At 72.7% G+C, this 24,149-nt stretch carries 22 protein-coding genes and 1 pseudogene; 19 read left to right on the top strand and 4 right to left on the bottom strand.

Going from position 1 to position 24,149, the window contains the following annotated elements; genetic code table 11:
- Positions 1–102: 102 nt before the first annotated feature.
- The 3 genes and pseudogenes from QA634_RS33865 (at position 103) to murC (ending at position 3,905) form a co-directional block, all read left to right on the top strand.
- Positions 103–1,241, top strand: a pseudogene (locus QA634_RS33865) (FtsW/RodA/SpoVE family cell cycle protein).
- A gap of 105 nt (positions 1,242–1,346) precedes the next feature.
- Positions 1,347–2,465, top strand: a complete 1,119-nt coding sequence (gene murG, locus QA634_RS33860; protein ID WP_012336330.1) for an undecaprenyldiphospho-muramoylpentapeptide beta-N-acetylglucosaminyltransferase — start codon at positions 1,347–1,349, stop codon at positions 2,463–2,465.
- A 24-nt stretch (positions 2,466–2,489) separates the two neighbouring features.
- On the top strand, positions 2,490–3,905 hold the full coding sequence (gene murC, locus QA634_RS33855; RefSeq protein ID WP_012336329.1) for a UDP-N-acetylmuramate--L-alanine ligase: 1,416 nt from the start codon (positions 2,490–2,492) through the stop codon (positions 3,903–3,905).
- Between the two features lie 70 nt (positions 3,906–3,975).
- Here murC and QA634_RS33850 read toward each other — a convergent pair whose 3' ends face one another.
- Positions 3,976–4,242 (bottom strand): hypothetical protein, encoded by a 267-nt coding sequence (locus QA634_RS33850; RefSeq protein ID WP_012336328.1) that lies wholly within the window; start codon positions 4,240–4,242, stop codon positions 3,976–3,978.
- Between QA634_RS33850 and QA634_RS33845 the strand changes: the two genes are divergently transcribed.
- The 9 genes from QA634_RS33845 to QA634_RS33805 all read left to right on the top strand — a co-directional run bounded on the left by QA634_RS33845 (position 4,241) and on the right by QA634_RS33805 (position 14,844).
- Positions 4,241–4,531 (top strand): hypothetical protein, encoded by a 291-nt coding sequence (locus QA634_RS33845; RefSeq protein ID WP_043701887.1) that lies wholly within the window; start codon positions 4,241–4,243, stop codon positions 4,529–4,531. The genes QA634_RS33850 and QA634_RS33845 overlap by 2 nt on opposite strands.
- 37 nt (positions 4,532–4,568) lie before the next feature.
- Positions 4,569–5,483 (top strand): UDP-N-acetylmuramate dehydrogenase, encoded by a 915-nt coding sequence (murB, locus tag QA634_RS33840; protein ID WP_012336327.1) that lies wholly within the window; start codon positions 4,569–4,571, stop codon positions 5,481–5,483.
- A 303-nt stretch (positions 5,484–5,786) separates the two neighbouring features.
- Positions 5,787–6,761, top strand: coding sequence for a cell division protein FtsQ/DivIB (locus tag QA634_RS33835; protein ID WP_012336326.1), 975 nt, complete (start codon positions 5,787–5,789; stop codon positions 6,759–6,761).
- A gap of 52 nt (positions 6,762–6,813) precedes the next feature.
- Positions 6,814–8,139 (top strand): cell division protein FtsA, encoded by a 1,326-nt coding sequence (ftsA, locus tag QA634_RS33830; RefSeq protein WP_012336325.1) that lies wholly within the window; start codon positions 6,814–6,816, stop codon positions 8,137–8,139.
- Between the two features lie 101 nt (positions 8,140–8,240).
- The gene (gene ftsZ / locus QA634_RS33825; RefSeq protein ID WP_012336324.1) at positions 8,241–10,091 is read left to right on the top strand and encodes a cell division protein FtsZ; all 1,851 of its coding nucleotides are present in this window, start codon (positions 8,241–8,243) and stop codon (positions 10,089–10,091) included.
- 404 nt (positions 10,092–10,495) lie between these two features.
- Positions 10,496–11,443, top strand: coding sequence for a UDP-3-O-acyl-N-acetylglucosamine deacetylase (gene lpxC / locus QA634_RS33820; RefSeq protein WP_012336323.1), 948 nt, complete (start codon positions 10,496–10,498; stop codon positions 11,441–11,443).
- Between the two features lie 247 nt (positions 11,444–11,690).
- Positions 11,691–12,587 (top strand): outer membrane protein assembly factor BamD, encoded by an 897-nt coding sequence (locus QA634_RS33815; RefSeq protein ID WP_012336322.1) that lies wholly within the window; start codon positions 11,691–11,693, stop codon positions 12,585–12,587.
- Positions 12,588–12,768: 181 nt separating this feature from the next.
- Entirely contained in the window at positions 12,769–14,442 is a 1,674-nt protein-coding gene (gene recN, locus QA634_RS33810) for a DNA repair protein RecN (protein ID WP_012336321.1), read from the top strand.
- Between the two features lie 201 nt (positions 14,443–14,643).
- Positions 14,644–14,844 (top strand): hypothetical protein, encoded by a 201-nt coding sequence (locus QA634_RS33805; RefSeq protein ID WP_012336320.1) that lies wholly within the window; start codon positions 14,644–14,646, stop codon positions 14,842–14,844.
- 234 nt (positions 14,845–15,078) lie between these two features.
- On the opposite strand, the gene QA634_RS33800 is transcribed toward QA634_RS33805, so the two are convergent.
- Entirely contained in the window at positions 15,079–15,801 is a 723-nt protein-coding gene (locus QA634_RS33800; protein WP_012336319.1) for a sigma-70 family RNA polymerase sigma factor, read from the bottom strand.
- Between the two features lie 307 nt (positions 15,802–16,108).
- Complete coding sequence (locus QA634_RS33795; protein ID WP_012336318.1) at positions 16,109–16,366, bottom strand: hypothetical protein; 258 nt, start codon at positions 16,364–16,366, stop codon at positions 16,109–16,111.
- Positions 16,367–16,602: 236 nt separating this feature from the next.
- Here QA634_RS33795 and pstS point away from each other — a divergent pair, with 236 nt between their 5' ends.
- The 6 genes from pstS (at position 16,603) to phoB (ending at position 22,002) form a co-directional block, all read left to right on the top strand.
- Entirely contained in the window at positions 16,603–17,643 is a 1,041-nt protein-coding gene (pstS, locus tag QA634_RS33790) for a phosphate ABC transporter substrate-binding protein PstS (RefSeq protein WP_012336317.1), read from the top strand.
- 109 nt (positions 17,644–17,752) lie between these two features.
- A complete protein-coding gene (gene pstC, locus QA634_RS33785; RefSeq protein ID WP_012336316.1) occupies positions 17,753–18,727 on the top strand; it encodes a phosphate ABC transporter permease subunit PstC in 975 nt (324 codons plus the stop codon).
- Between the two features lie 25 nt (positions 18,728–18,752).
- On the top strand, positions 18,753–19,667 hold the full coding sequence (gene pstA / locus QA634_RS33780; protein WP_012336315.1) for a phosphate ABC transporter permease PstA: 915 nt from the start codon (positions 18,753–18,755) through the stop codon (positions 19,665–19,667).
- A gap of 41 nt (positions 19,668–19,708) precedes the next feature.
- Positions 19,709–20,521: a phosphate ABC transporter ATP-binding protein PstB gene (pstB, locus tag QA634_RS33775; RefSeq protein WP_012336314.1), complete on the top strand. Its 813-nt coding sequence runs from the start codon at positions 19,709–19,711 to the stop codon at positions 20,519–20,521.
- 29 nt (positions 20,522–20,550) lie between these two features.
- Positions 20,551–21,273, top strand: coding sequence for a phosphate signaling complex protein PhoU (gene phoU, locus QA634_RS33770; protein WP_012336313.1), 723 nt, complete (start codon positions 20,551–20,553; stop codon positions 21,271–21,273).
- 24 nt (positions 21,274–21,297) lie between these two features.
- Positions 21,298–22,002 carry a phosphate regulon transcriptional regulator PhoB gene (gene phoB, locus QA634_RS33765; RefSeq protein ID WP_012336312.1) on the top strand — a complete coding sequence of 235 codons (705 nt, stop codon included), beginning with the start codon at positions 21,298–21,300 and terminating at the stop codon, positions 22,000–22,002.
- Between the two features lie 213 nt (positions 22,003–22,215).
- On the opposite strand, the gene QA634_RS33760 is transcribed toward phoB, so the two are convergent.
- Positions 22,216–22,743 (bottom strand): GcrA family cell cycle regulator, encoded by a 528-nt coding sequence (locus QA634_RS33760; RefSeq protein WP_012336311.1) that lies wholly within the window; start codon positions 22,741–22,743, stop codon positions 22,216–22,218.
- A gap of 517 nt (positions 22,744–23,260) precedes the next feature.
- Between QA634_RS33760 and QA634_RS33755 the strand changes: the two genes are divergently transcribed.
- Positions 23,261–24,118, top strand: coding sequence for a cell envelope integrity EipB family protein (locus QA634_RS33755; protein WP_012336310.1), 858 nt, complete (start codon positions 23,261–23,263; stop codon positions 24,116–24,118).
- Positions 24,119–24,149 lie beyond the last annotated feature (31 nt).

Genomic DNA, 24,149 nt, shown 5'->3' with positions numbered 1-24,149 from the left:
CCGCCCGCGGCTCGGCCCGCCGTGGCGGCGCAGGCCGCGGACGCCCGGCAGGCGGCGGCCCGGCGGGCGGCCGCCCGCCCGCCAGCGAGGATCCCCGACCCCATGATCTCCCGCGCGGAACGCTCGCATCTCGGCGACTGGTGGTGGACCGTCGACCGGGCCCTGCTCGCCGGCCTCGGCACGCTGATGACGATCGGCCTCGTCTTCCTGATGGCGGGCGGCCCGCCCGTGGCCGAGCGCCTCGGCCTGCCGACCTTCCACTTCCTGAACCGCCAGGTGATGTTCCTGGTGCCCTCGATCGGGCTGATCCTGGCGGTGTCGTTCCTGTCGCTGCGCCACGTGCGCCGGCTCGCCCTCGTCACCTACCTGATCGGGATCGTGCTCTGCGTGGTCGCCACCAAGTACGGGCCGGAGATCAAGGGCGCGCATCGCTGGATCCAGTTCGGCTCGATCGGCGTCCAGCCCTCCGAATTCGTGAAGCCGGCCTTCGTGGTGCTGGCCGCCTGGGCCTTCGCCGAGGGAGCGCGGCGCCGGGACATGCCGGGCGGCACGCTCGCGGTGATGCTGCTGCCGATGACCATCGTGCCGCTGATCCTGCAGCCCGATTTCGGCCAGACCATGCTGCTCACCATGGTGTGGTGCTGCATGGTGTTCGTGGCCGGCCTGCACTGGATCTGGGTGGGGGCCTCGGCGGGGCGGGCCTGCTCGGCGTCGGGGCCGCCTACCAGTTCCTGCCGCACGTGCGCGACCGCATCCACCGCTTCCTCGAGAAGGAGCCGACCGAGAACTTCCAGGGCTTCTGGTCGAAGGAATCCTTCCTGATGGGGGGCTGGTTCGGCACCGGCCCGGGGGAGGGGGTGGCCAAGCGCCACCTGCCGGACGCGCATACCGACTTCATCTTCTCGGTGGCGGGCGAGGAGTTCGGCACCCTGGCCTGCATCGGCGTCGTCCTGCTCTTCGCCTTCATCGTGATGCGCGGGCTGACGCTGGCGCGGCGCAGCGAGGACATCTTCTGCCGGCTCGCCATCACGGGCCTGACGACGCTGTTCGGACTGCAGGCCTGCATCAACATGCTGGTGAATGTCCGCCTGATGCCGGCCAAGGGCATGACGCTGCCCTTCATCTCCTCCGGCGGCTCGTCGCTGATCTCGCTCGCCCTCGGGATGGGGTTCCTGGTCGCGCTCACCCGGCGCCGCCCGCGCACCGCCCTCCTCAACCGCGACGAGGGCCTTGCGCGGTGAGGCAGGCCCGCCGGCGCGCGCGCCCCCGAAGGGACGCAACCCGGGGGTGATCTTGCGGCCGAACCTGCCTAAAGAGCGGCCGGCATCGGAGATGGAAGGCCCGCCATGACGGTCGCGCAACCCCTCGTCCTCCTCGCCGCCGGCGGCACCGGCGGGCACCTTTTCCCGGCGGAGGCCCTGGCGCTGCGCCTGCGCGACCGCGGCATCCGGGTGGTGCTCGCCAGCGACGGCCGGGTCGAGGCGCTCTCGGGCGGCTTCCCGGCCTCCGAGATCGTGTCGATCCCCTCGGCCACCCCCTCGGGGCGCTCGCCGCTCGCCCGCGGGGCGGCCTTCCTGACGCTCGGCCGCGGCTTCGCGGCGGCGATCCGGGCGGTGCGGCGGCTCAACCCTGCGGTGGTAGTGGGCTTCGGCGGCTACCCGACCGTGCCGCCGCTCCTCGCCGCCCAGATGCTGAGGGTGCCCACCCTCCTGCACGAGCAGAACGCCGTCATGGGCCGCGCGAACGGCTTCCTCGCCCGCGGCGCCTCGGTGATCGCGACCGGGTTCTCCGAGGTGCGCGGCGTGCCCGCGCGGGCGGGCGCGCGGCGCGTCCACACCGGCAACCCGGTGCGCCCGGCGGTGCTGGCGGCGGCGGACACGCCGTACCCGGCACTGTCGCCGGACGGCCCGCTCAACCTCCTGGCCTTCGGCGGCAGCCAGGGCGCCCGGGTGATGAGCGAGGTCGTGCCCGAGGCGGTCGCCCGCCTGCCAGCCCCCCTGCGCGCCCGGCTGCACGTGGTGCAGCAGGCCCGGGCCGAGGACCTCGCCCGGGCCGAGGCCATCTACGGCCGCGCCGGGCTCGCCTCGGCCTCGGTCGCGCCCTTCTTCAAGGACCTGCCGGCCCGGATGGCCGCCGCCCACCTGGTGGTGGCGCGCTCGGGCGCCTCGACGGTGGCGGAACTCGCGGTGATCGGCCGGCCCGCCATCCTGGTGCCGCTGCCGGGCTCCCTCGACCAGGACCAGGCGGCCAACGCGGCCGTGCTCGGCGCGGCGGGCGCTGCCTTTCCCCGACCACAAACGGACTTCATTCCTGAGCGGCTCGCGGCCGATCTCGAGGCCCTGTTCGGCGCGCCCGAGCGGCTCGCCGCCGCCGCGGCCGCCGCCCGCAGGACCGGGATCCCCGACGCCGCCGAGCGCCTCGCCGCCCTGGTGGTCGAGACCGCGATCGCGGCCTCGACCCGCTGACCGTTCGCCAAGGACACCCGACCCATGAAGCTGCCGAACAAGCTCGGACCCATCCACTTCATCGGCATCGGCGGCATCGGCATGTCCGGCATCGCCGAGGTGATGCACAATCTCGGCTACACGGTGCAGGGCTCGGACGCGGCCGACAACTACAACGTCAAGCGCCTTGCCGAGAAGGGCATCCGCACCTTCGTCGGCCACCGGGCGGAGAACCTCGCGGAGGCCGAGCTCGTCGTGGTCTCGACGGCGATCCGCCGCGACAACCCGGAACTGGCGATGGCCCGCGAGCGCCGGTTGCCGGTGGTGCGCCGGGCCGAGATGCTGGCCGAGCTGATGCGCTTCAAGTCCTGCGTGGCGGTGGCGGGGACGCACGGCAAGACCACCACGACCTCGCTGGTGGCCACGCTGCTCGACGCCGGCGGGCTCGACCCGACGGTGATCAACGGCGGCATCATCAACGCCTACGGCACGAATGCCCGCATGGGCGAGGGCGAGTGGATGGTGGTGGAGGCCGACGAATCGGACGGCACCTTCCTCAAGCTGCCCGCCGACATCGCCATCGTGACCAACATCGACCCGGAGCACCTCGACCATTTCGGCTCCTTCGACGCCATCAAGGACGCGTTCCGGGCCTTCATCGACAACATCCCGTTCTACGGCTTCGCGGTGATGTGCATCGATCACCCGACCGTGCAGGACCTCGTCGGGCGCATCGAGGACCGCCGCATCATCACCTACGGCGAGAACCCGCAGGCGGATGTCCGCCTGATCGACGTCGACCTGAGGGGGGGCCAGAGCCGCTTCCGGGTGATGATCCGCGACCGCCGGCCGGGCTTCCGCCTGGAGATGGAGGATCTCGTCCTGCCGATGCCGGGCAAGCACAACGCGCTCAACGCCACCGCGGCCCTCGCGGTGGCGCACGAGCTCGGCGTCGCGCCCGAGGCGATCCGCCGGGCGCTCGCCGGCTTCGGCGGGGTGAAGCGCCGCTTCACCCGCACGGGCGAGTGGAACGGCGCGCAGATCTTCGACGATTACGGGCACCACCCGGTGGAGATCAAGGCGGTGCTGAAGGCCGCCCGCGCCTCGACCGAGGGCAATGTGGTGGCGGTGGTGCAACCGCACCGCTACACGCGGCTCGCCTCGCTGTTCGACGATTTCTGCACCTGCTTCAACGACGCCGACACGGTGATCGTGGCCCCGGTCTACGCGGCCGGCGAGGCGCCGATCGAGGGCTTCGACCGCGACACGCTGGTGGCGGGCCTGAAGTCGCGCGGCCACCGCAACGCGGTGGCGCTGGAGCGCAGCGAGGATCTCGCCGGCCTGGTCAACGGGCTCGTCGGCCCCGGCGACTACGTCGTGTGCCTGGGCGCCGGCAACATCACGCAATGGGCCTACGCGCTGCCGGGCGAGCTCTCGGCGCTCGGCGAGAAGGCGGCGTGAGCGGCCCCGCGAGGCCTGCGCGGCCCCGGGCGCCAACCGGCGCGGTGCCCGCCCGCGACCGCGCGCGGGCTCATCCGGCTTGCCGGACGAGATCCTCGACGTCGATCCGCGGCGCCCGCGCCAGCCTAGCATCCACCTCGATGTCGGCGACGGCTTCATCCCGCTCGATCGCGGCCGGCCGGCGCGCCGGGATCCCGGCCTCGAGCCGCGCCCTGGAGGCCGCGACGACGCGGCCGTCCTCCGTCTCCTCGGGCAGGCTGCGCAGCCGCTCGAACGCCTCCTCGGACAGGATCGCGAGGGGCTCGCCGGCCGGGGGCTTGGTGCGGACGATGGTCATGCGCCGGATCCGACTCGTCGACCGAGCCGCGCGGCCCGACCGCGTGGACGATGATGCGATCGCCCTCCGCCGTGAAGAGGATCCGCCAAGGCCCGACCCGGAGCCGGTCGCCGGCCTGTCCCCGCAGCGCGGCGACGTTGTCGGTCAGCGCGTGCGGCTCCGCCGCGAGGGGGTCGAGCTTCTCCCGGATGAGGGCCTCGACGTTGCCCGGCAAGCGGCCGAGCGCGCGGGCGGCGGCGCGCGAGAAGACCACGGTCCGACCCACCGACGCCGCGTCAATCACACTTGAGACCGCTCGGCACCCCGTGTCGAGCGCGGATGGATCCATGACCTCCCACGACCTCCTCGCGCTCCTCGCGCCCGCCGGCCTGCGCGGACGCCTCCTGCCCGACCACCCGCTCGCCGACCTGACGTGGTTCCGCGTCGGGGGCCCCGCCGACCTCCTCTTCACCCCCGCCGACGAGGAGGATCTCGCGGCCGCGCTGCGGGCGCTGCCGGCCGAGGTGCCGGTCACCGTGATCGGGCTCGGCTCGAACCTGATCGTGCGCGACGGCGGCGTGCGGGGGCTGGTGATCCGCCTCGGCGGCCGCGCCTTCGGGAGCATTGAGATCGAAGGCGACACGGTCCGCGCCGGCGCCGCCGTGCCGGACGTGCGGCTCGCCCGCGCCGCGGCCGAGGCCGGACTCGACGGCATGGCCTTCTACCGGGGCATCCCGGGCTCGGTCGGGGGGGCGCTGCGCATGAATGCCGGCGCCCATGGCGGCGAGACGACCGACGTGCTGGTCGAGGCGCGCGGCGTCACCCGGGAGGGCGAGATCCGCCGCTTCGGCCATGCCGAGATGGGCTTCTCCTACCGCCACGCCGCGGTGCCGGAGAGCGTGGTCTTCACGGGCGCGCTCTTCCGCGGCCGGCCGGGCGACAGGGCGGCGATCCTCGCCGAGATGGACCGGGTGACGGCGGCCCGCGAGGCGGCCCAGCCGATCCGGGAGCGCACCGGCGGCTCGACCTTCAAGAACCCGGAAGGCCGCAAGGCCTGGCAGCTGATCGACGCGGCCGGCTGCCGCGGCCTGCGCCGCGGCGGCGCCCAGGTCTCGGAGATGCACTGCAACTTCTTAATCAATACGGGCGGCGCCAGCGCGGCCGAGATCGAGGGGCTGGGCGAGGAGGTCCGGGCGCGGGTGAGGGCGCAGTCGGGCGTCGAATTGCACTGGGAAATCAAACGGATCGGTGTTCCGGCCTAGGCTCCGGGGCGGGGCGTTGCGCGGGCGCGACGGCCGGCGCGACCAGTGGATCGCCACCTCGTCTGCCGGCGAAATTAAACCGAAAATTTACCAGCTGGTTCGAGAGTCGGCGTTAACGGCGCATCAAGCACTCGGCTGCCCGGGCAGCGGCGTGCCGGCCTCCAGCGATCCGCGACCGTCGGGGTTCACGCCCCGGCGCGAGGCGGGAGGTGGAGCCGCCGGCACGCCGGATCCAGGGGACCGGGGGCCGTCCGCGTCGGATCAGATCGCCCGCGTCGGGTCCAGTTTCGGTGAACTCGCCCCATGGATGGTGGAGGACGCTTTCCTGAACCGCCGATCGCCGCCGGCCCCGCCGGCGGCGCGGCCGGCAGCGCCCCCGCCGCGGCTCCGGCCGGAAGGGGGCTGCCCGGGGATCTGAGCCGCTACCTGCCGCGCTTCCTGCGGCCGCGTCGCGCCTCGGTGGCGATCCCGGCCGAGCAGCGCCTGCCGCATCTCGTCGGGACGAGCCTCGTCTTCGGCTTCTTCGGCCTCGTCGGCGCGGCGGGCTTCGTCGCGAGCGGCGCCTATGCCGAGATGGTGGCGCGCTCCGGCACGCCCCTCGACATCGTCGCCCGCGCGGCCGGGTTCGGCCTCGACAAGGTCACGATCGCCGGGCTCGTGCAGCTGCAGCCGGCCGAGATCCTGCACGCCGCGGGCATCGACCGGCGCAACTCGCTGCCCTTCCTCAACGTGGTGGCGGTGCGCGACCGCTTGGCCGAGGTGCCGCTGATCGGCTCGGTCTCGGTGCGCAAGATCTACCCGCACGAACTGGTGGTCACGCTCGCCGAGCGCGAGCCGAGCGCCCTGTGGCAGCGCAACGGCGAGATCTCGGTGATCTCGGCGGACGGCACCGTGATCGACCGCATGCGCGACGGGCGCTTCGCGACCCTGCCCCTGGTGGTCGGGGACGAGGCGAACCTGCGCACCAAGGAATACCTCGACCTCCTCGACGCGGCCGGCCCGCTGCGGGAGCGCATCCGCGCCGGGACCCTGGTCTCGGGCCGGCGCTGGACGCTCAAGCTCGACGGCATCGACGTGCGCCTGCCGGAGAGCGGCGCCCGGGAGGCGATGGCCCGCCTCGTGCGGATCGAGGCGGAGTCGCGCCTCCTGGAGAAGGACATCATCGCGGTCGACCTGCGGATGCCCGACCGGGTCGTGGTGCGCCTGACCGAGGAGGGCGCCGCCGCCCGCCAGGAGGCGATGAGGAAGAAGCCGAAGGCGAAGGGGACCGAGACATGACGCGCTCCGCCCCCTCCCTCCCCATCCCAGCTGTCCGCGCGGGCGTTGCGTCATGAGTCTCCTCCAGCACGGCCTCACGCCCCGCCTGAAGCCGCTCTCCGCGCGGCGCAGCGCGACCCTGTCGGTGCTCGACGTCGGCACCAGCAAGGTCGTCTGCCTCGTGGCCGAGCTCCTGCCGGTCGAGACCCTGTCGACCCTGCGCGGCCGCACGCACCTCGCGCGCATCATCGGCATCGGGCACCAGCGCTCCCTCGGCCTGAAGGGCGGGGCAGTGGTGGATCTCGAAGCCGCCGAGAACGCCATCCGGCACGCGGTCCACGCCGCCGAGCGCATGGCCAAGTGCGAGGTGCAATCCGTCATCGTGAACCTGTCGGGCGGGCGGCTCGGCTCGCAGCACTTCGAGGCGCGGGTGCCGGTGCGCACCGGCCCGGTCACCGGCTCGGACGTGCAGCGGGTGCTGGAGGCGGCGAGCACGCACAGCGTCAGTCCCGGCCGCGCCGTCCTGCACGCCCTGCCGACCGGCTACTCCCTCGATCAGCAGAGCGCCGTGGTCGATCCCTCGGGGATGATCGGCGAGACCCTCGGGGTCGACCTGCACGTCGTCACCTCGGAGATCGCCACCGCGCGCAACCTGATGCTGGCGGTCGAGAACTGCCATCTCGGGGTCGAGGCGGTGATCGCCACGCCCTACGCCTCGGGCCTCTCGGCCCTGGTCGACGACGAGGCCGAGATGGGCGTCGCGGTGGTCGACATGGGCGGGGGCACGACCAGCGTCGGCGTCTTCTCGGGCGGCCACCTCGTCCACGTGGACGCGGTCGCGGTCGGCGGCCACCACGTCACCATGGACATCGCCCGCGGCCTCTCGACCCGGGTGGCGGCCGCCGAGCGGCTGAAGACGCTCTACGGCGCCGCCATGGCCACCGCCTCGGACGAGCGCGACATGATCGCGGTCCACGGCGTCGACGAGGACGAGCGCGACCTGCCGCATCACATCCCGAAATCGCAGCTCGTGCGCATCATCCGGCCGCGGGTCGAGGAGGTGCTGGAGCTGGTGCGCGACCGGCTGCGCAATGCGGGCTTCGCCGCCCAGGCCGGCCGCCGGGTGGTGCTCACGGGCGGGGCGAGCCAGCTCGTCGGCCTGCCGGAGGTCGCCCGCCGCATCCTGCAGGGGCAGGTCCGCATCGGCCGGCCGCTCGGCATCAAGGGTCTGCCGGAGGCCGCCAAGGGGCCGGCCTTCTCGGCGGCGGTGGGGCTCCTCGTCTACCCGCAGGTCTCCCACGTCGAGCATTTCGAGCCGAAGGGGCACCACGGGAGCAAGGGACACACGGACTCGACCTACATCGAGCGCGTCGGGCGCTGGATTCGGGAGAGCTTCTGAGCAATCGAGCGCCCGGCCGGGCTCGAACAGGCCCCGGGGGCGAGCGGGACGACACACCGGCGCCGGTCGGCGCTCACGACACCACAAGGGGCACGCGCATCATGGCCATCAGTCTCCAAGCGCCGGACATCCGGGAACTCAAGCCGCGCATCACGGTCTTCGGCGTGGGCGGGGCCGGCGGCAACGCCGTCAACAACATGATCGAGTCGGGGCTGCTCGGCTGCGAGTTCGTGGTCGCCAACACGGACGCGCAGGCGCTGACCTCCTCCAAGGCCGAGCGCGTGATCCAGATGGGCATCGGCGTCACCCAGGGCCTGGGCGCCGGCTCGCAGCCGGAGGTCGGCCGCGCCGCCGCCGAGGAGGTGATCGACGAGATCCGCGACCAGCTCTCGGGCGCCCACATGTGCTTCATCACCGCCGGCATGGGCGGCGGCACCGGCACGGGCGCGGCGCCCGTGATCGCCCGGGCCGCCCGCGACATGGGCATCCTGACGGTCGGCGTGGTGACGAAGCCCTTCCAGTTCGAGGGCGTGCGCCGGATGCGCACCGCCGAGGCGGGCATCTCCGAGCTCCAGGCCGCCGTCGACACGCTGATCGTCATCCCCAACCAGAACCTGTTCCGGGTGGCGAACGAGAAGACGACCTTCGCGGACGCCTTCGCGATGGCCGACCAGGTGCTCTACTCGGGCGTCGCCTGCATCACCGACCTGATGGTGAAGGAAGGCCTGATCAACCTCGACTTCGCCGACGTGCGGGCGATCATGCGCGGCATGGGCAAGGCGATGATGGGCACCGGCGAGGCGTCGGGCGAGAAGCGCGCCAACCGCGCCGCCGAGGCCGCGATCGCCAACCCGCTCCTCGACGACGTCTCGATGAAGGGCGCCCGCGGCCTGCTGATCTCGATCACCGGCGGCAACGACCTCACCCTCTACGAACTCGACGAGGCCGCGACCCGCATCCGCGAGGAGGTCGATCCGGACGCCAACATCATCCTGGGCGCCACCTTCGACGAGAGCCTCGACGGCATCATCCGGGTCTCGGTGGTGGCGACCGGCATCGAGCCGGCCCTGATCACCGCCCACGCGGTGAACGCCCCCGACCTCGCCCAGACCGAGCAGCGCATCGCGGAAGTCGCCGACCGGCTGCGCGCCGAGGCCCGCGCCCGCGCCAACCAGACTCAGGCCCCCGCGGCCGGCGCCTACCGGGCGGCCGAGCCGGCGCCCGCGCGCCCGGCTCCGGCGCCGGAGCCGGTCGCCCCGATGGCGGCCCCGATGGCCGAGGCGCCCCGCGCCGAGATGGCGCCGGCCCTGATCCACGACGAGGTGCAGATCACCCCGGCCCAGCCGCGGGCGATGCCGGCCTACGAGCCGCCGGCCCCGGCGCCCCAGGTCGAGCAGCCGATGGTCTCGGCCTCCGCCCCCTTCATCCCGCCGTCCCCGGCGGTGGTGCGGGCGCCGCGGATGCCGCGGGTCCAGGACCTGCCGCTGCCGGCCCAGGCCCAGATCCGCGCCAGCCGTGGCGAGGAGCCCGCGCCCCAGCAGGCCGCCCCGGACGCCAAGCGCACCTCGCTGCTGCGCCGCCTCGCCACGGTCGGCTTCGGAGGCCTGCGCGCCGACGAGGCACCGGCCGCGGCGCCCCAGGCACCGGCCATGCAGGCCCCGGCGATGCACCACGCCCAAGGTCTGAACGCCCAAGGCATGCACGCTCAAGGCCTGCACGCTCAAGGCCTGCACGCGCCTGCGCCGCAGCCGCCGGTCGCCCGCGCCCCGCAGGCCCCGCTCGCTCCGCCGGCGCCGCGCGCCCCCGCGCCGCAGAGCTACGCGGCGCAGCCGCAGGGCTACCGGCCGGCCCAGGGCAACCTCGACCCGCAGGGCCGGGCCGCGCCCGCCCCGCGCATGATGGACGACGATCAGCTCGAGATCCCGGCCTTCCTGCGCCGGCAGGCGAACTGAGCCCCGACGCGCCCCGTCCCGGAACGGGACGGGGCCGTTCCGCACCGGGACGAACGCGCCCCGGGAGGGCCGCGATGGCGCCGCACGGACGCCATCCCGACCCGCCATTGAGGTGTTTCGGACACACCCCGGGACCCGCTGTCCCGGGGCTTAGGCGCTTGTCTAAAGCACTGTGATATAAAGCGAATCAGGGACCGAAACGGGGCCGCCGCGTTGTTACAGAGCGTAAGAAACCGTGATTTGGCCGCGCTTTCGAGCGCGACTATAGGTGTCCCAACAGCAAAGCAGGGGCGCGGGCCGCAGACGGGCCGAAGCGCCCAAGGGGCTTCGAACAGCGGATGGGTCTCACTCGAGCGTGTCTCCCAAGCGGGACGCGACGGTGGATCGCGTCCGGGGGCTGAAGAATGAGATCGAGTCAGCAGACGACCCTCCGCTCAGCCGTGAGCCTTTCCGGCATCGGCGTCCATTCCGGCAACCCCGTCACCGTCACGCTCCACCCCCGCGAGTCCCACGAGGGCATCGAGTTCCTCCGGACCGGGATGCCGACCGGCCTCGACCGCATCATCAAGGCCCACCACAGCCAAGTCTCCGCCACCGAGCTCTGCACCGTGATCGGCGACCGCCACAGCGGCGCGGTCGCCACGATCGAGCACCTGATGTCCGCCCTGCGCGGGCTCGGGGTCGACAACGCCCTCGTCGAGATCGACGGGCCCGAGATGCCGATCCTCGACGGGTCGAGCGCCCCCTTCGTCACCGCCATCGACTCGGTCGGCCTCGTCTCCTGCGGCGCCCCGCGCCGCTTCATCAAGGTCCTGAAACCGGTACGGGCCGAGAAGGGCCGCGCCTTCGCGGAGCTTCGTCCCTACGAGCGCGGCTTCCGCCTCGACGTCGAGATCGACTTCGAGAGCCCGGTGATCGGCCGCAGCCGCAAGGCCCTCGACCTCACCCCGGCCGCCTATCGCCGCGAGATCGCCCGCGCCCGCACCTTCGGGATGATGCGCGACGTGGAGCGCTACTGGAAAGCCGGGTTCGCGCTGGGCGCCTCTCTGGAGAACACCGTCGCGGTCGGCGACGGCGGCGTCGTCAATCCCGAGGGCCTGCGCTACCCGGACGAGTTCGTCCGCCACAAGCTCCTCGACGCGGTGGGCGACCTCGCCCTCGCCGGCCTGCCGATCCTCGGCGCCTACCAATCCTATTGCGGCGGCCACGGGCTCAACGTCGCCGTCCTCGACGCCCTCTTCGCGGACCGCGCCAATTACGCGGTGGTCGAGGCGGCCGGCAGCCGCCGCGAGCCCGTCCTCGCCGAATTCGGCGTCGGCCTCGGCGCGGCAGCCTACGCCCCCGATCTCTGAGGCAGCCCCTTCCGCGCAACCGGCCCTGGCGGCCGAAGGTGGCACCGAAGCCACAGCGCGCAGCTTTCCGCCGGACCTGACCCCGCGCCGCCCTGCCGACCGGCCTTCCCTGCGGGGACCGCGCCGTTTTCGCGCCCAAATCACCCCGCACAGGTCGACGCCGCGCCTCGGACCGTCAAGGACCCGCGGGCGGAGTGGATCGACAAACGCGGCGCCCGCGCGGGCCGCCTGCCTGAGGATGAACCGTATGCCTCTCGCCTCCTCGCTTCGCGGTGCGAAGGGTGCCGTTCTTCGCGTCGCGCTGCTCGCGGCCTGCGGCGCCGGCCTGAGCGCCTGCGACGCGCTCGACTCGATCAATCCGTTCGGACCGGAGAAGTACAAGCCGGAGGTGATCGAGCGCCGCCCGGCCGACAAGATCTACAGCGAGGGCCTCGCCAAGCTCGAGGACCACGACTACGACGAGGCGGTCAAGCGGTTCCAGAACCTCGACAAGGAATACGCCTACTCGGATTGGTCGCGCAAAGCCGTGCTGATGACGGCCTACGCGAACTACGAGGGCGCCAAGTACGAGGACGCGATCACGGCGGCGAAGCGCTACCTGCAGCGCCATCCGGGCAGCAAGGACGCGGCCTACGCCCAGTACATCCTGGCGATGTCGCACTACAAGCAGATCCCGGACGTGACCCGCGACCAGGAGCGCTCGGAGCGCGCGCTCGCCGCCCTGCAGGAGCTGGTGCAGAAGTACCCGACCTCGGAATACGCGGCGGACGCCAAGGCCAAGATCCAGATCACCCGCGACCAGCTGGCCGGCAAGGAGATGACGGTCGGCCGCTACTACCTGGATCGGCGCAACTTCCCGGCCGCGATCAACCGCTTCCGCGAGGTGGTGAGCAAGTACCAGACGACCCGCCACGCCGAGGAGGCGCTGGAGCGCCTGGCGGAGGCCTACATGGCGCTCGGCATCGTGGCCGAGGCCCAGACCGCCGCCGCCGTGCTCGCCCACAACTTCCCCGACTCGCCCTGGTACAAGGACGCCTACGCGCTGCTGCAATCGGGCGGCGTCGAGCCCCGCGAGGAGAAGTCCTCGTGGATCAGCAAGGCCTTCCGCGGCATCGTGGGGATCGAGACCGCCGAGGCGCAGTAGGCGGAAGCGACCGCCGGCGGCGCGCCGCCGGCGGGTCCCGGATCCCGGGCCGGCCCACCGCCGCTCGCGCCCGGCGCTCGGGCGAATGGCCGCGCGTGCGGCCGCGCGTCCCCCTCGCGCCGCGGCCCGTCCTCCTGTAGAGACGCGCGGTTCCGCACTCAGAGAGACCCGGCCAGGCGGCATGCTGGTTCAGCTCGCCATCCGCGACATCGTCCTGATCGACAAGCTCGAGCTGAATTTCCGCGACGGCCTCAGCGTGCTGACCGGCGAGACGGGGGCCGGCAAGTCGATCCTGCTCGACGCCTTCACGCTCGCCCTGGGCGGGCGCGGCGACGGCCGGCTCGTGCGCCACGGCGAGGCGCAGGGGCAGGTCACCGCCGTCTTCGACGTGCCCCTCGACCACCCGGCCCGCGCCATCGCGGCCGCGTCCGACCTCGACACCGAGGGCGACCTCGTGCTGCGCCGGGTCCAGGTCGCGGACGGGCGCACCCGCGCCTTCGTCAACGACCAGCCGGTGGGCGTGCAGGTGCTGCGCGCCATCGGGGCGGCCCTCGTCGAGATCCACGGCCAGCACGACGACCGGGCGCTCGCCGACCCGACCACCCACCGCGCCATACTGGACGCCTTCGGCAACCTGCAGGAGCGGCAGGCGGCGGTGGCGGAGGCGTCGAGGGGCGTGCGGCAGGCGCGCGCGCGCCTCGCCGAGCACCGCGTCCGGGTCGAGGCCGCCCGCAAGGAATCGGATTTCCTGCGCCACGCCGTGGAGGAGCTCGGCGCGCTCGCGCCGAAGCCCGGCGAGGAGGCCGACCTCGCCGAGCGCCGCACCGCCATGCAGCAGGGCGAGAAGGTGGCCCGCGACCTCAACGAGGCCCTCGACGCGGTCGGCGGCCAGGGCTCCCCCGCCGCCCACCTCTCGGCGGCCCTGCGCAAGCTGGAGCGCCGGGCCGCGCAGGCGCCGGCCCTGGTCGATCCCTGCGTGACCGCCCTCGACGCCGCCCTGGTCGCCCTCGACGAGGCCCGCGACGCCCTCGAACACGCCCTGCAGGCGGCGGAATTCGATCCCCGCGAGCTCGAGCGGGTGGAGGAGCGCCTGTTCGCCCTGCGGGCGGCCGCCCGCAAGTACGACGTGGCGGCGGACGACCTCGCGGCCCTGCGCGAGCGCTACGCCGCGGACGTGGCGGCGATCGATGCCGGGGAGGAGACCCTGGGGCGGCTTGAGGCCGACCTCGCCGCCGCCGAGGCGGCCTACCTGAAGGCCGCCCGCGCCCTCAGCGAGGGGCGGCGCAGGGCGGCGGGCAAGCTCGACAAGGCCGTGCAGGCGGAACTGCCGCCGCTCAAGCTCGAGCGCGCCCGCTTCCTCACCGAGATCGCCACCGACGAGGCGAGCCGCGATCCCGCCGGCCTCGACCGGGTCGAGTTCTGGGCCCAGACCAATCCCGGGACCCGCCCCGGGCCGATGATGAGGGTCGCCTCGGGCGGCGAGCTGTCGCGGTTCATGCTCGCCCTCAAGGTCGTGCTGGCCGACAAGGGCTCCGCCCCGACCCTGATCTTCGACGAGATCGATACCGGGGTCGGCGGCGCGGTGGCGGACGCGATCGGGGCTCGGCTCGCCCGGCTCTCCGACCGGGTTCAGGTCGTGGCCGTCACCCACGCGCCGCAGGTCGCCGCCCGCGCCGCCAGCCACTTCCTGATCGCCAAGGAGGCCGTGAAGGGCTCCGACCGCGTCGCCACCCGGGTGACGCGCCTCGCCGAGGCGCCCCGCCGCGAGGAGATCGCCCGCATGCTCGCGGGCGCCACCGTCACCGAGGAGGCCCGCGCCGCCGCGGCGCGGCTGCTCCAGGCCGCCGAGGCCTGAGGCGGGCTCGCCGGGCTCCCGCCCTGGACAGCCCGGCGGCGATGGTTAAGCTCGGGTGAGCGGAGTCGCGCCGCCCCGCTTCCGGGCGCCGGCATGGTGAACGAAGTCTGAAAGTTAACCTTTCCTTAACCATGGGGGCCGATCCTCTCGGCTCGCGGGGCGCCCCGTTGCCGGGGCCCCTGAGCGCGCAGGGGGATCGCGATGGAGCAGGACGCCGTGACGCCGGACATGACGCCCGACCGCCGGCTGCCTCGACTGGGTGCCGAGATTCAGAAACGGCTCGGTCAAGTTCTGCGGGCCTTCTACGAGAAGACGACGGACGGGCTGCCGCTGCCCGCCGACCAGATCCAGCTGCTGCTGCACCTGCGGCACCGCGAGCGCGAGTTGCAGCGCACGCGGTGAGGCACCCCGCCGCGCGGGCTTGAGGGAAGCCGAAATCCGCATTGCGACGCAATTCGTCGGATCACGAGCCCGCGCGGCGCTTGAGCGAAGCCGAAATCCGCATTGCGACGCAATTCGTCGGATTTCGGATGATACGACGAAGCCCCTCCGTCCCGGCCGGGACGGAGGGGCTTCGCGGCCGTGGCGCTCTTCGGGCGCGGCACTCCTCGGGCGCGGCACCCCTCGGGCGCGGCGTCAGGCGCCCTCGCCCATGGCGGACTGGATCATCCGGTCGCCGTTGAGGTCGTCCTCCGTGTAGCCGAGGAGGTCGGCGAGCCGGTTGCGGGCGCGGTTGACGCGGCTCTTGATGGTCCCGATCGCCACGCCGCAGATCCGGGCGACCTCCTCGTAGGACAGGCCCTCGGCCCCGACCAGGATCAGCGCCTCGCGCTGGTCCGGCGGCAGCTTGGCGAGGCCGGCGCGCAGGTCCTGCACGTCCAGGCGGTGGCCCTGGTCGGGGGCCGAGAACAGCCGCGCCGCGTAGGTCCCGTCCTCGTCCTGCACCTCGCGCATGCGCTTGCGCTGCTCCGAGTAGAAGGCGTTGCGCAGGATGGTGAACAGCCACGCGTTGAGGTTCGTGCCCGGCTGGAAGCGGTGCTGGTTCTGCCAGGCGCGCAGGATCGTGTCCTGCACGAGGTCGTCCGCCCGGGCGGAATTGTTGGTGAGCGAGAGCGCGAAGGCCCGCAGCGAGGGCAGGGCGGAGAGGAGCCCGTCGCGGAACTCCGGCTCGACGCTGCGCCCCTGGGCGGCGAGCGCGGCTTCGAGCCGCTCGATCAGCGCCAGGACCGTGTCCGGGGTGGCGGTCTCGATCGCCGCGTAGGCCTCCCGCAGCTGCCGCCCGAGGTGCTGCTGCACCGTGGAGGGCAGGGAGGGCTTGGGCTCGGCCGGGGCGAGGGTGGCGGCATTCGGGTAGAGCATGGGGGGACTCTTCGCTGGGAGGGGCGGGGGCGGACGGTTCCGCCCGGGGACGAGGGGGCGGGGAGGTCAGGCGCGCCCGGGGCGCCGGTCGCCGCCGCGAGCGGTCTCCGGCGCGGTCCCCCCGGGCCCGCCCCTCGCCGCGCCTCCCGCCTGCTCGATCGCCATCGGCTCCTCCTCTACCCCGTGTGACGCGCGAGGCCGCAACCTGGCCTCGCGCCGGGGCAACGGCCGAAGCACGGCCAAGGTTCCCGAGCCGGACTCTCGCCCGAGCCGGGCTCGTTGCCGGGCCGGATCCCCCGAGGCGCTCCTACCAGGGCCGGCCGCCGGGCCGGCGCCGGTACTCCGCCGCCCGGATCCGCGTCAGGAGCCGGTCGAGGTCCACCAGGAGGTCCCGCTCCTCCGCCTCGGCCGCCGCGATCGCCTCCGGATCGGACAGGTAGAGCCGCTGCTGGCGCGCGAGGGCGAGCCGGCGCTCCAGCCCCTCCCGCTCCGCATGCAGCGCGAGCAGCGCCGCGCGCTCCGAATCGTGCCCGTTCCCGCTCCCGGTCGTCGATGCCTCCTGCACGGCGGGGTCCTCACCTGCTCCCAGCTTGCCATGGCAGGATAACGCGCGAGCCCCCCGGACCGTCCCATGCTCCCGGCGACTTCGAGCGGAGGGCGAGGGCGATGTCATGCAACCGTCATGCAACCGTCATAGGGGCGGCGTCGTGCGGGGCTACCGCTCGCGCCGCGATGGACAGCCTCTCGCCCCGAGGCGAGACCCAGACCGCGCGTCAGATTGACGGAACACGGAGAGCTTTCGTGAAACGATTCGCCACCGCGCTCGCCATCGGGCTCGCGACCGCCCAGATCGCCACCGCCGCCCTCGCGGCCGACATCACCGGCGCCGGCGCCACCTTCCCGTTCCCGGTCTACTCGAAGTGGGCCGAGGCCTACCGCAAGGAGGCCAGCGTCGGCCTGAACTACCAGTCGATCGGCTCCGGCGGCGGCATCAAGCAGATCCAGGCCCGCACGGTCGATTTCGGCGCCACCGACGCGCCCCTGAAGGGCGAGGCCCTCGAGAAGGACGGGCTCGTGCAGTTCCCGACCGTGATGGGCGGCGTCGTCCCGGTCGTGAACATCCAGGGCGTGAAGTCGGGTGAGGTGAAGCTCACCGGCGAGCTCCTCGCCGAGATCTACGCCGGCAAGATCAAGAAGTGGTCAGACCCCAGGATCGCCAAGCTGAACGAGAGCGTGAAGCTCCCCGACGCGGTGATCACGCCGGTCTACCGCTCCGACGCGTCCGGCACGACGAGCATCTTCACGACCTACCTGTCGGACGTGTCGGCCGATTGGAAGAAGGAGTTCGGCGCCTCGACGACGATCAGCTGGCCGGCCGGCCAGGGCGGCAAGGGCAACGAGGGCGTCACCGCCGTCGTGAAGCAGGTGCCGAACGCGATCGGCTACGTCGAGTACGCCTACGCCAAGCAGAACAAGCTGCCGGTGGCGCTGCTCCAGAACAAGGCCGGCAAGTTCCCCGAGCCGAGCGACGAGGCCTTCCAGGCCGCCGCCGCCAACGCCGACTGGAAGTCCGCCCCGGGCTTCGGCATCGCGCTGACCAACCAGGCCGGCGAGAAGGCGTGGCCGATCACCGCCGCCACCTTCATCCTGGTGCCCAAGAGCCCCAGCGACCCGGCCCGCGCCGCCGAGGTGCTGAAGTTCTTCTCCTGGGCCTACAAGAACGGCGACAAGCTCGCCAGCGACCTCGACTACGTGCCGCTGCCCGACGCCGTCGTCGGCCTGATCCAGGACGAGTGGAAGAAGGTCACCGGCAAGGACGGCAAGCCGGTCCTCGGCATGTGAGCCGCAACCCGGCGCCCCCTCCGGCCCTCGCGCCGGAGGGGGCGCCCCATCGACGGCTCGCGTCGGGCGGCTCCGCGCGCTACAGGCGGCTCACTGAAGGGAAATCCGGATGGTCGCGTTGTCCGAACACCTCGCTCTCGCCACCGCCCCCAAGGCCGCGCGCGGCGCGCCGAGCCCCCTGGCGGACCGCCTCTTCCAGGCCGCCGCCTTCGGCTCGGCGCTGCTGGTGCTGCTGGTGCTCGCCGGCATCCTCGCCTCGATCGTCTACGGCGGCTGGCCGGCCTTCCAGGCCTTCGGGCCCGGCTTCATCACCTCGAGCGCCTGGAATGTCGGGCGCGAGGAGTACGGAGCCCTCGTCGCCATCATCGGCACCCTGGTCTCGGCCTTCCTGGCCCTGGTGATCGGCGTCCCGATCTCCCTCGGCATCGCCATCTACCTCACCCAGCTCTGCCCCGGCTGGGCGCGCAAGCCCGTGGCGATGACGATCGAGCTGCTCGCCTCGGTGCCGAGCATCATCTACGGCATGTGGGGCCTGTTCGTGTTCGCCCCGCTCTTCGCCCGCTTCGTGCAGGTGCCGGTCTCGAACCTCGTCGAGGGCCTGCCTGTCGTCGGCACGCTGCTCTACGCGCAGGTGCCCTCGGGGGTCGGCATCCTGACCGCCGGCATCATCCTGGCCATCATGATCGTGCCCTTCGTGGCCTCGATCACCCGCGACATGCTCGACCAGATCCCGACCGTCCTGCGCGAAAGCGCCTACGGCATCGGCTGCACCACCTGGGAGGTCGTGCGCCACGTGCTGGTCCCGCAGGCCTCGGTCTCGATCATCGGCGCGATCATGCTCGGGCTCGGCCGGGCGCTCGGCGAGACCATGGCGGTGACCTTCGTGATCGGCAACGCGAACCGCCTGTCGCCCTCGATCTTCGACCCGGGCTCGACCATCGCGTCGCGCATCGCCAACGAGTTCAACGAGGCGGACGGGATGCAGCTGCACGCCCTGCTGGCGCTCGGCTGCATCCTGTTCGTCGTCACCTTCATCGTCCTCATCGTGGCCCGGCTGCTCGTGCGCCGCGTGAAGGTCGCCTGATCCCGCCCGACGGAGCTCTGATGCCATGGACGCCCGGACCACCCTCGCCACGGCAGGCCAGGCCGCGACCGCCGAACCGGCGCGCCAAGCCTGGGGCCGCGTCCGCGCCGGCCGGCGCACCGCCGACCGGCTGCTGATCATCCTCTGCACGGCGGCGACGGCGCTCGGCGCGATCGTGCTGGGCTCGATCCTGCTGATGCTGATCGTCGAGGGCCTGCGCGGCCTCTCGCCGACCCTGTTCACCGAGGTGACGCCGGGTCCCGGCTCGGAGGGGGGCGGGATCGCCAACGCCATCCTCGGCAGCCTGGTCATGACGCTGATCGGCATCGTGGTGGCGACCCCGGTCGGGGTGCTCGCCGGCACCTACCTCGCCGAGTACGGGCGCACGGCCAAGCTCGCCGACGCGATCCGGTTCCTGAACGACATCCTGCTCTCGGCGCCCTCGATCCTGATCGGCCTCTTCGTCTACACGGTGATGGTGCGCACCATGGGCGGCTACTCGGGCTGGGCCGGCGGCGTGGCGCTCGCCATCATCGCGACGCCGGTGATCGTGCGCACCACCGAGGACATGCTGCGCCTCGTGCCGGGCTCCCTGCGCGAGGCCGGCGCGGCCCTGGGCGCGCCGCCCTCGATCGTGATCCGCGCCGTCACCTGGAAGGCCGCGCAGGCCGGCATCGTCACCGGCATCCTGCTCGCCCTGGCGCGCATCGCGGGCGAGACGGCGCCGCTCCTTTTCACGGCGCTCAACAACAATTCCTGGTTCAGCCCCAACCTGATGGGCGGCGTCGCCAACCTCCCGGTGATGATCTACCAATTCGCCCTCTCGCCCTACGAGAACTGGCGCCAACTCGCCTGGGCGGGCGCCCTGCTGATCACCGTGACCATCCTGGGCCTGTCGATCGCGGCCCGCCTGTTCCTGCGCGGCGGCAGGGGCCGCTGAGACCGCGCCGCCCCCCGCCGACGATCCTCCGGAGAACCCCGATGAGCGCCTCCGCCACCGCCGCACCGGTCGTCAAATCCGGCGCGGCCGACGAGACCGCCCCGGTCCGCCTCGCGGTCAAGAACCTCAACTTCTACTACGGGACCTTCCAGGGCCTGAAGAACATCAACCTCGACTTCCACGACCGGCAGGTCACCGCGCTGATCGGGCCGTCGGGCTGCGGCAAGTCCACGCTGCTGCGCACCTTCAACCGGATCTACTCGCTCTATCCCGACCAGCGGGCGGAGGGCGAGATCCTGCTCGACGGGCGCAACATCCTCGACCCGGCGATCGACCTGAACGAGCTGCGCGCCCGCGTCGGCATGGTGTTCCAGAAGCCGACGCCCTTCCCGATGTCGATCTACGACAACATCGCCTTCGGCATCCGGCTCTACGAGCGGCTCGGCAGGGCCGACCTCGACCAGCGCGTCGAGGAGGCCCTGCGCAAGGCCGCCCTCTGGGACGAGGTCAAGGATAAGCTCAAGCAATCCGGCATGGGCCTGTCGGGCGGCCAGCAGCAGCGCCTCTGCATCGCCCGCACGGTCGCCCAAAAGCCCGAGGTGATCCTGTTCGACGAGCCGACCTCGGCCCTCGACCCGATCTCGACCGGCCGCATCGAGGAGCTGCTGGAGCAGCTGCGCGGGGAATTCACCATCGCGATCGTCACCCACAACATGCAGCAGGCGGCCCGCATCTCGCAGTTCACGGCCTTCATGTATCTCGGCGAGCTGATCGAGTTCGGGCCGACGAACCGGCTGTTCATGACTCCGACCAAGCGCCAGACCCAGGACTACATCACCGGCCGGTTCGGCTGACCCTCCCCCTTGCGAGCAGGACGAGCGCCATGTCGGATCACATCGTCAGTTCCTACGACGCGGACCTGCAGAACCTGCGCCGCAGCATCGCCGAGATGGGCGGGATCGCCGAGAAGATGATGGCGGATGCGGCGACCGCCCTGGTGCGCCGCGACGGCACCCTGGCCCAGAGCGTGATCGCGGCGGATGCCCGCCTCGACGGGCTCCAGCGCGAGATCGAGGAGCGGGCGATCCTGCTCATCGCCAAGCGCCAGCCGATGGCGATCGACCTGCGCGAGACGATCTCGGCGATCCGCGTCTCCGGCGACCTCGAGCGGATCGGCGACCTCGCCAAGAACATCGCCAAGCGGGTGGTGGCGATCAGCGATCAGCCCCAGCTCCAGAAGGTGGTGGTCGGCGTCCAGCACATGAGCGACCTCGTGCAGGAGCAGCTCAAGGACGTGCTCGACGCCTACGCGACCCAGGACGTCGCCGTGGCCCTCGACGTCTGGGCGCGCGACGGCGGCATCGACGCGCTCTACACGTCCCTGTTCCGCGAGCTCCTCACCTACATGATGGAGGATCCGCGCAACATCAGCTTCTGCACGCACCTCCTGTTCTGCGCCAAGAACGTGGAGCGGATCGGCGACCACACCACCAACATCGCCGAGACGATCCACTACCTCGTCAGCGGCGAGACGCTGCCGACCGAGCGCCCGAAGAACGACCGGTCGAGCTTCGCCACGGTGGCGCCGCCGGCGCCGGAGGCGTGACCGGACCGGAGACCCGCATTGTCGATGAGCACGAGGATCCTGATCGTCGAGGATGAGGAGCCGCTGACGCTCCTGCTCCGCTACAACCTCGAAGCCGAGGGCTTCACGGTGGATGCCGTGGCCCGCGGCGACGAGGCGGATATCCGCCTGCGCGAGCAGGTGCCGGACCTCGTCCTCCTCGACTGGATGGTGCCGGGGCTGTCGGGCATCGAGCTCTGCCGCCGGATCCGGGCGCGCCGGGAGACCGAGCGGCTGCCGGTCATCATGCTCACCGCCCGCGGCGAGGAGGGCGACCGGGTGCGCGGCCTCGCCACCGGCGCCGACGACTACATCGTGAAGCCCTTCTCGGTGCCGGAGCTGCTGGCGCGGGTGCGGGCGCTGCTGCGCCGCGCCAAGCCGGCCCACGTGGCGCATCTCCTGGTGGCGGGCGACATCGAGCTCGACCGGGTCAGCCACCGGGTGCGGCGCGAGGGGCGGGAGCTGCATCTCGGCCCGACCGAGTTCAAGCTGCTCGAATTCCTGATGCAGAGCCCGGGCCGGGTCTTCTCCCGCGAGCAGCTCCTCGACGGCGTCTGGGGCCACGACGTCTACATCGACGAGCGCACGGTCGACGTGCATATCGGCCGGCTGCGCAAGGCGATCAACCGGCCGCGCCGCCCCGACCCGATCCGCACCGTGCGCGGCTCGGGCTACTCCTTCGACGAGATGTTCGCGAACGGCGCCTCCTGAGCGCCCCGGCCGCATCGAGGCCCGGCATCGGCGGACGGCATCGCGGCGGCGTCGGCCGCGAGGGTCCGCCCTGCGCGCGGCGACGGCACGCTTGACCCTCCCAGGACGACCCTCCCAGGACGCGATCCCGGCAGGATCGCGCCGCGCAGGCCCGCCGGGGCCTCGCCGCCGGGTCGTCGCCGCCGAACCGGTGACGGGTTCGGCGAACGGGGCTCAGCGGAAGGCCACGACCCGCCGGTCGCTGCGCTTGCGCTCGGTCGCCGGCTGGTAGGCGATGCGCGCGTGGTGGGTGCAGTAGGGCAGGCCCGTGATCGAGCGGGCGCCGCAGAAGCGGAAATCGGGCGAGGCCGGGTCGCCCATGGGCCAGCGGCACATGAACTCGCGCAGCTCCATGATCGTCACCCGCTCCGAGAGCGGCAGCGCCGCCTCCGCCGACGGCGGGGGCTCGGCGCGCACCAGCGCCAGCGAGGCCGGCGCGGGCGCCACCATGGTCGGGACCGGCGCCTGGGCGGGCGGGCGCTCCTCCTCGCTCGGCGCGCGGCTGCGCGGCACCGGCGCGGGCGCCCCGTTCGACTTCAGCACCCGGCCGGCCAAGCCGAGCCGATGCACCTTTCCGATCACCGCATTGCGCGAGACGCCGCCGATCTCGGCCGCGATCTGGCTCGCGCTGCGCCCCTCTCCCCACAGCCGCTTCAGGAGTTCGACCCGTTCCTTCGTCCAGCTCGGGCCCGCATCCGTCATCGCCGCCTCCGAATTCCCCCACCCATCAGCGGCAAGGACGCACGCAGCCGTCTGCGTTCGGCCGTGCGACCGCGCGTCCAGTGCCTCTCTGCTGCTGATGATCGCCGCTTCGTGACAGCGCTTGCGACGGGGGTGAACCTACAGGAGCGGCCGTTCTCCGCGCAAGAGTCCCACGGCCCCGCCGGACCCGTTTTCCCCGCGCCGGGCCGGGTTCGCGCAGGGCCGCGGACTGGGGGGAGAGGCGCCCGGCGGGGTCCCCTCCGGGGGGGCGGCGAGGCCAGGAAATCCACAGCGTATCAACAGCTTGTCACGCGCCGGGGCGGGCGCGCGCCGGCGCCCCGAGGCGGCCGCCGCGCACTCCGCGGGCGGCCCCGGAGGGCCCGCCCCGGGCGAGGGCGAGCGGGACAGAGTGGCATCCGCGCCACGCTGCATCCCGTGCGAGAGGTCGCGTTGCCCGGGCGGCGCCCTGCACCTATGGTTCCGCCCCGGGCCGCGCGTGCCCGACACGGGAAATTCCATGCGGACACTCCTCGCGTCCCTGCTGCCGCTCGTCGTTCTCCTGCCCACCGGTCTCGCGGCGGAGCCGGCCGGGGGGATCCGCCTCGCCCCGCACCGGGCGGTCTACGACCTCTCGCTCCTGCGCAGCACCGGCGCCCGCGCGGTCGAGAGCGCGCGCGGGCGCATCGTCTTCGATTTCTCCGGGGATCCCTGCAAGGGCTGGGCGCTCCAGTACCGTCAGGTGACGGTGCTGGAGAGCGCCGAGAGCGGCGCGCGCACCTCGGACCTGCGCAACAACACCTTCGAGAGCGGCGACGGCAAGGCCTTCCATTTCCGCACGCAATCCGACCTGAACGGCAGCGAGCAGCCGGCGGTGGCGGGCGATGCCGAGCGCGACGAGAAGGGCCTCGCCGTCACCCTCAAGCAGCCGCAGCGGGCCCGGGTGAGCGCGCCGGGCGAGGTGCTGTTCCCGGCCGCGCACATGCGCCGCCTGATCGAGGCGGCGCAGGCGGGCGAGCACACCGTCTCGGTGAAGGTGTTCGACGGGTCCGACGACGGCCGCAAGATCTACGACACGCTCGCGGTGATCGGCCCGCGCAAGGCGGTCCCGGCGAGCGCCGAGGCCGGCAAGGACGGGGCGCCCCGGGCCGAGCCCCCGCTGCAGGAGGGGGCGATGGCGGCGATGCCGCGCTGGCCGGTGACGCTCAGCTACTTCTCCACCGGCGAGGGGGAGCGCACGCCGATCTACGTGCTGTCCTTCGACCTCTACGAGAACGGGGTGAGCGGGGCTCTGCGCCTCGATTACGGGGACTTCACCCTCAAGGGCGACCTGTCGCGGATCGACCTCGGCAGCGAGAGCAAGGAGTGCAAGCCCTGAGCCGTGCCCCCGGGCGGACGAGCCGCCCCCG

It is taken from the genome of Methylobacterium sp. CB376 (assembly GCF_029714205.1).
Taxonomy (GTDB): Bacteria; Pseudomonadota; Alphaproteobacteria; order Rhizobiales; family Beijerinckiaceae; genus Methylobacterium.
Note: the sequence above shows the minus strand (reverse complement) of the source record. Positions and strands in the feature narration are given on the sequence as shown.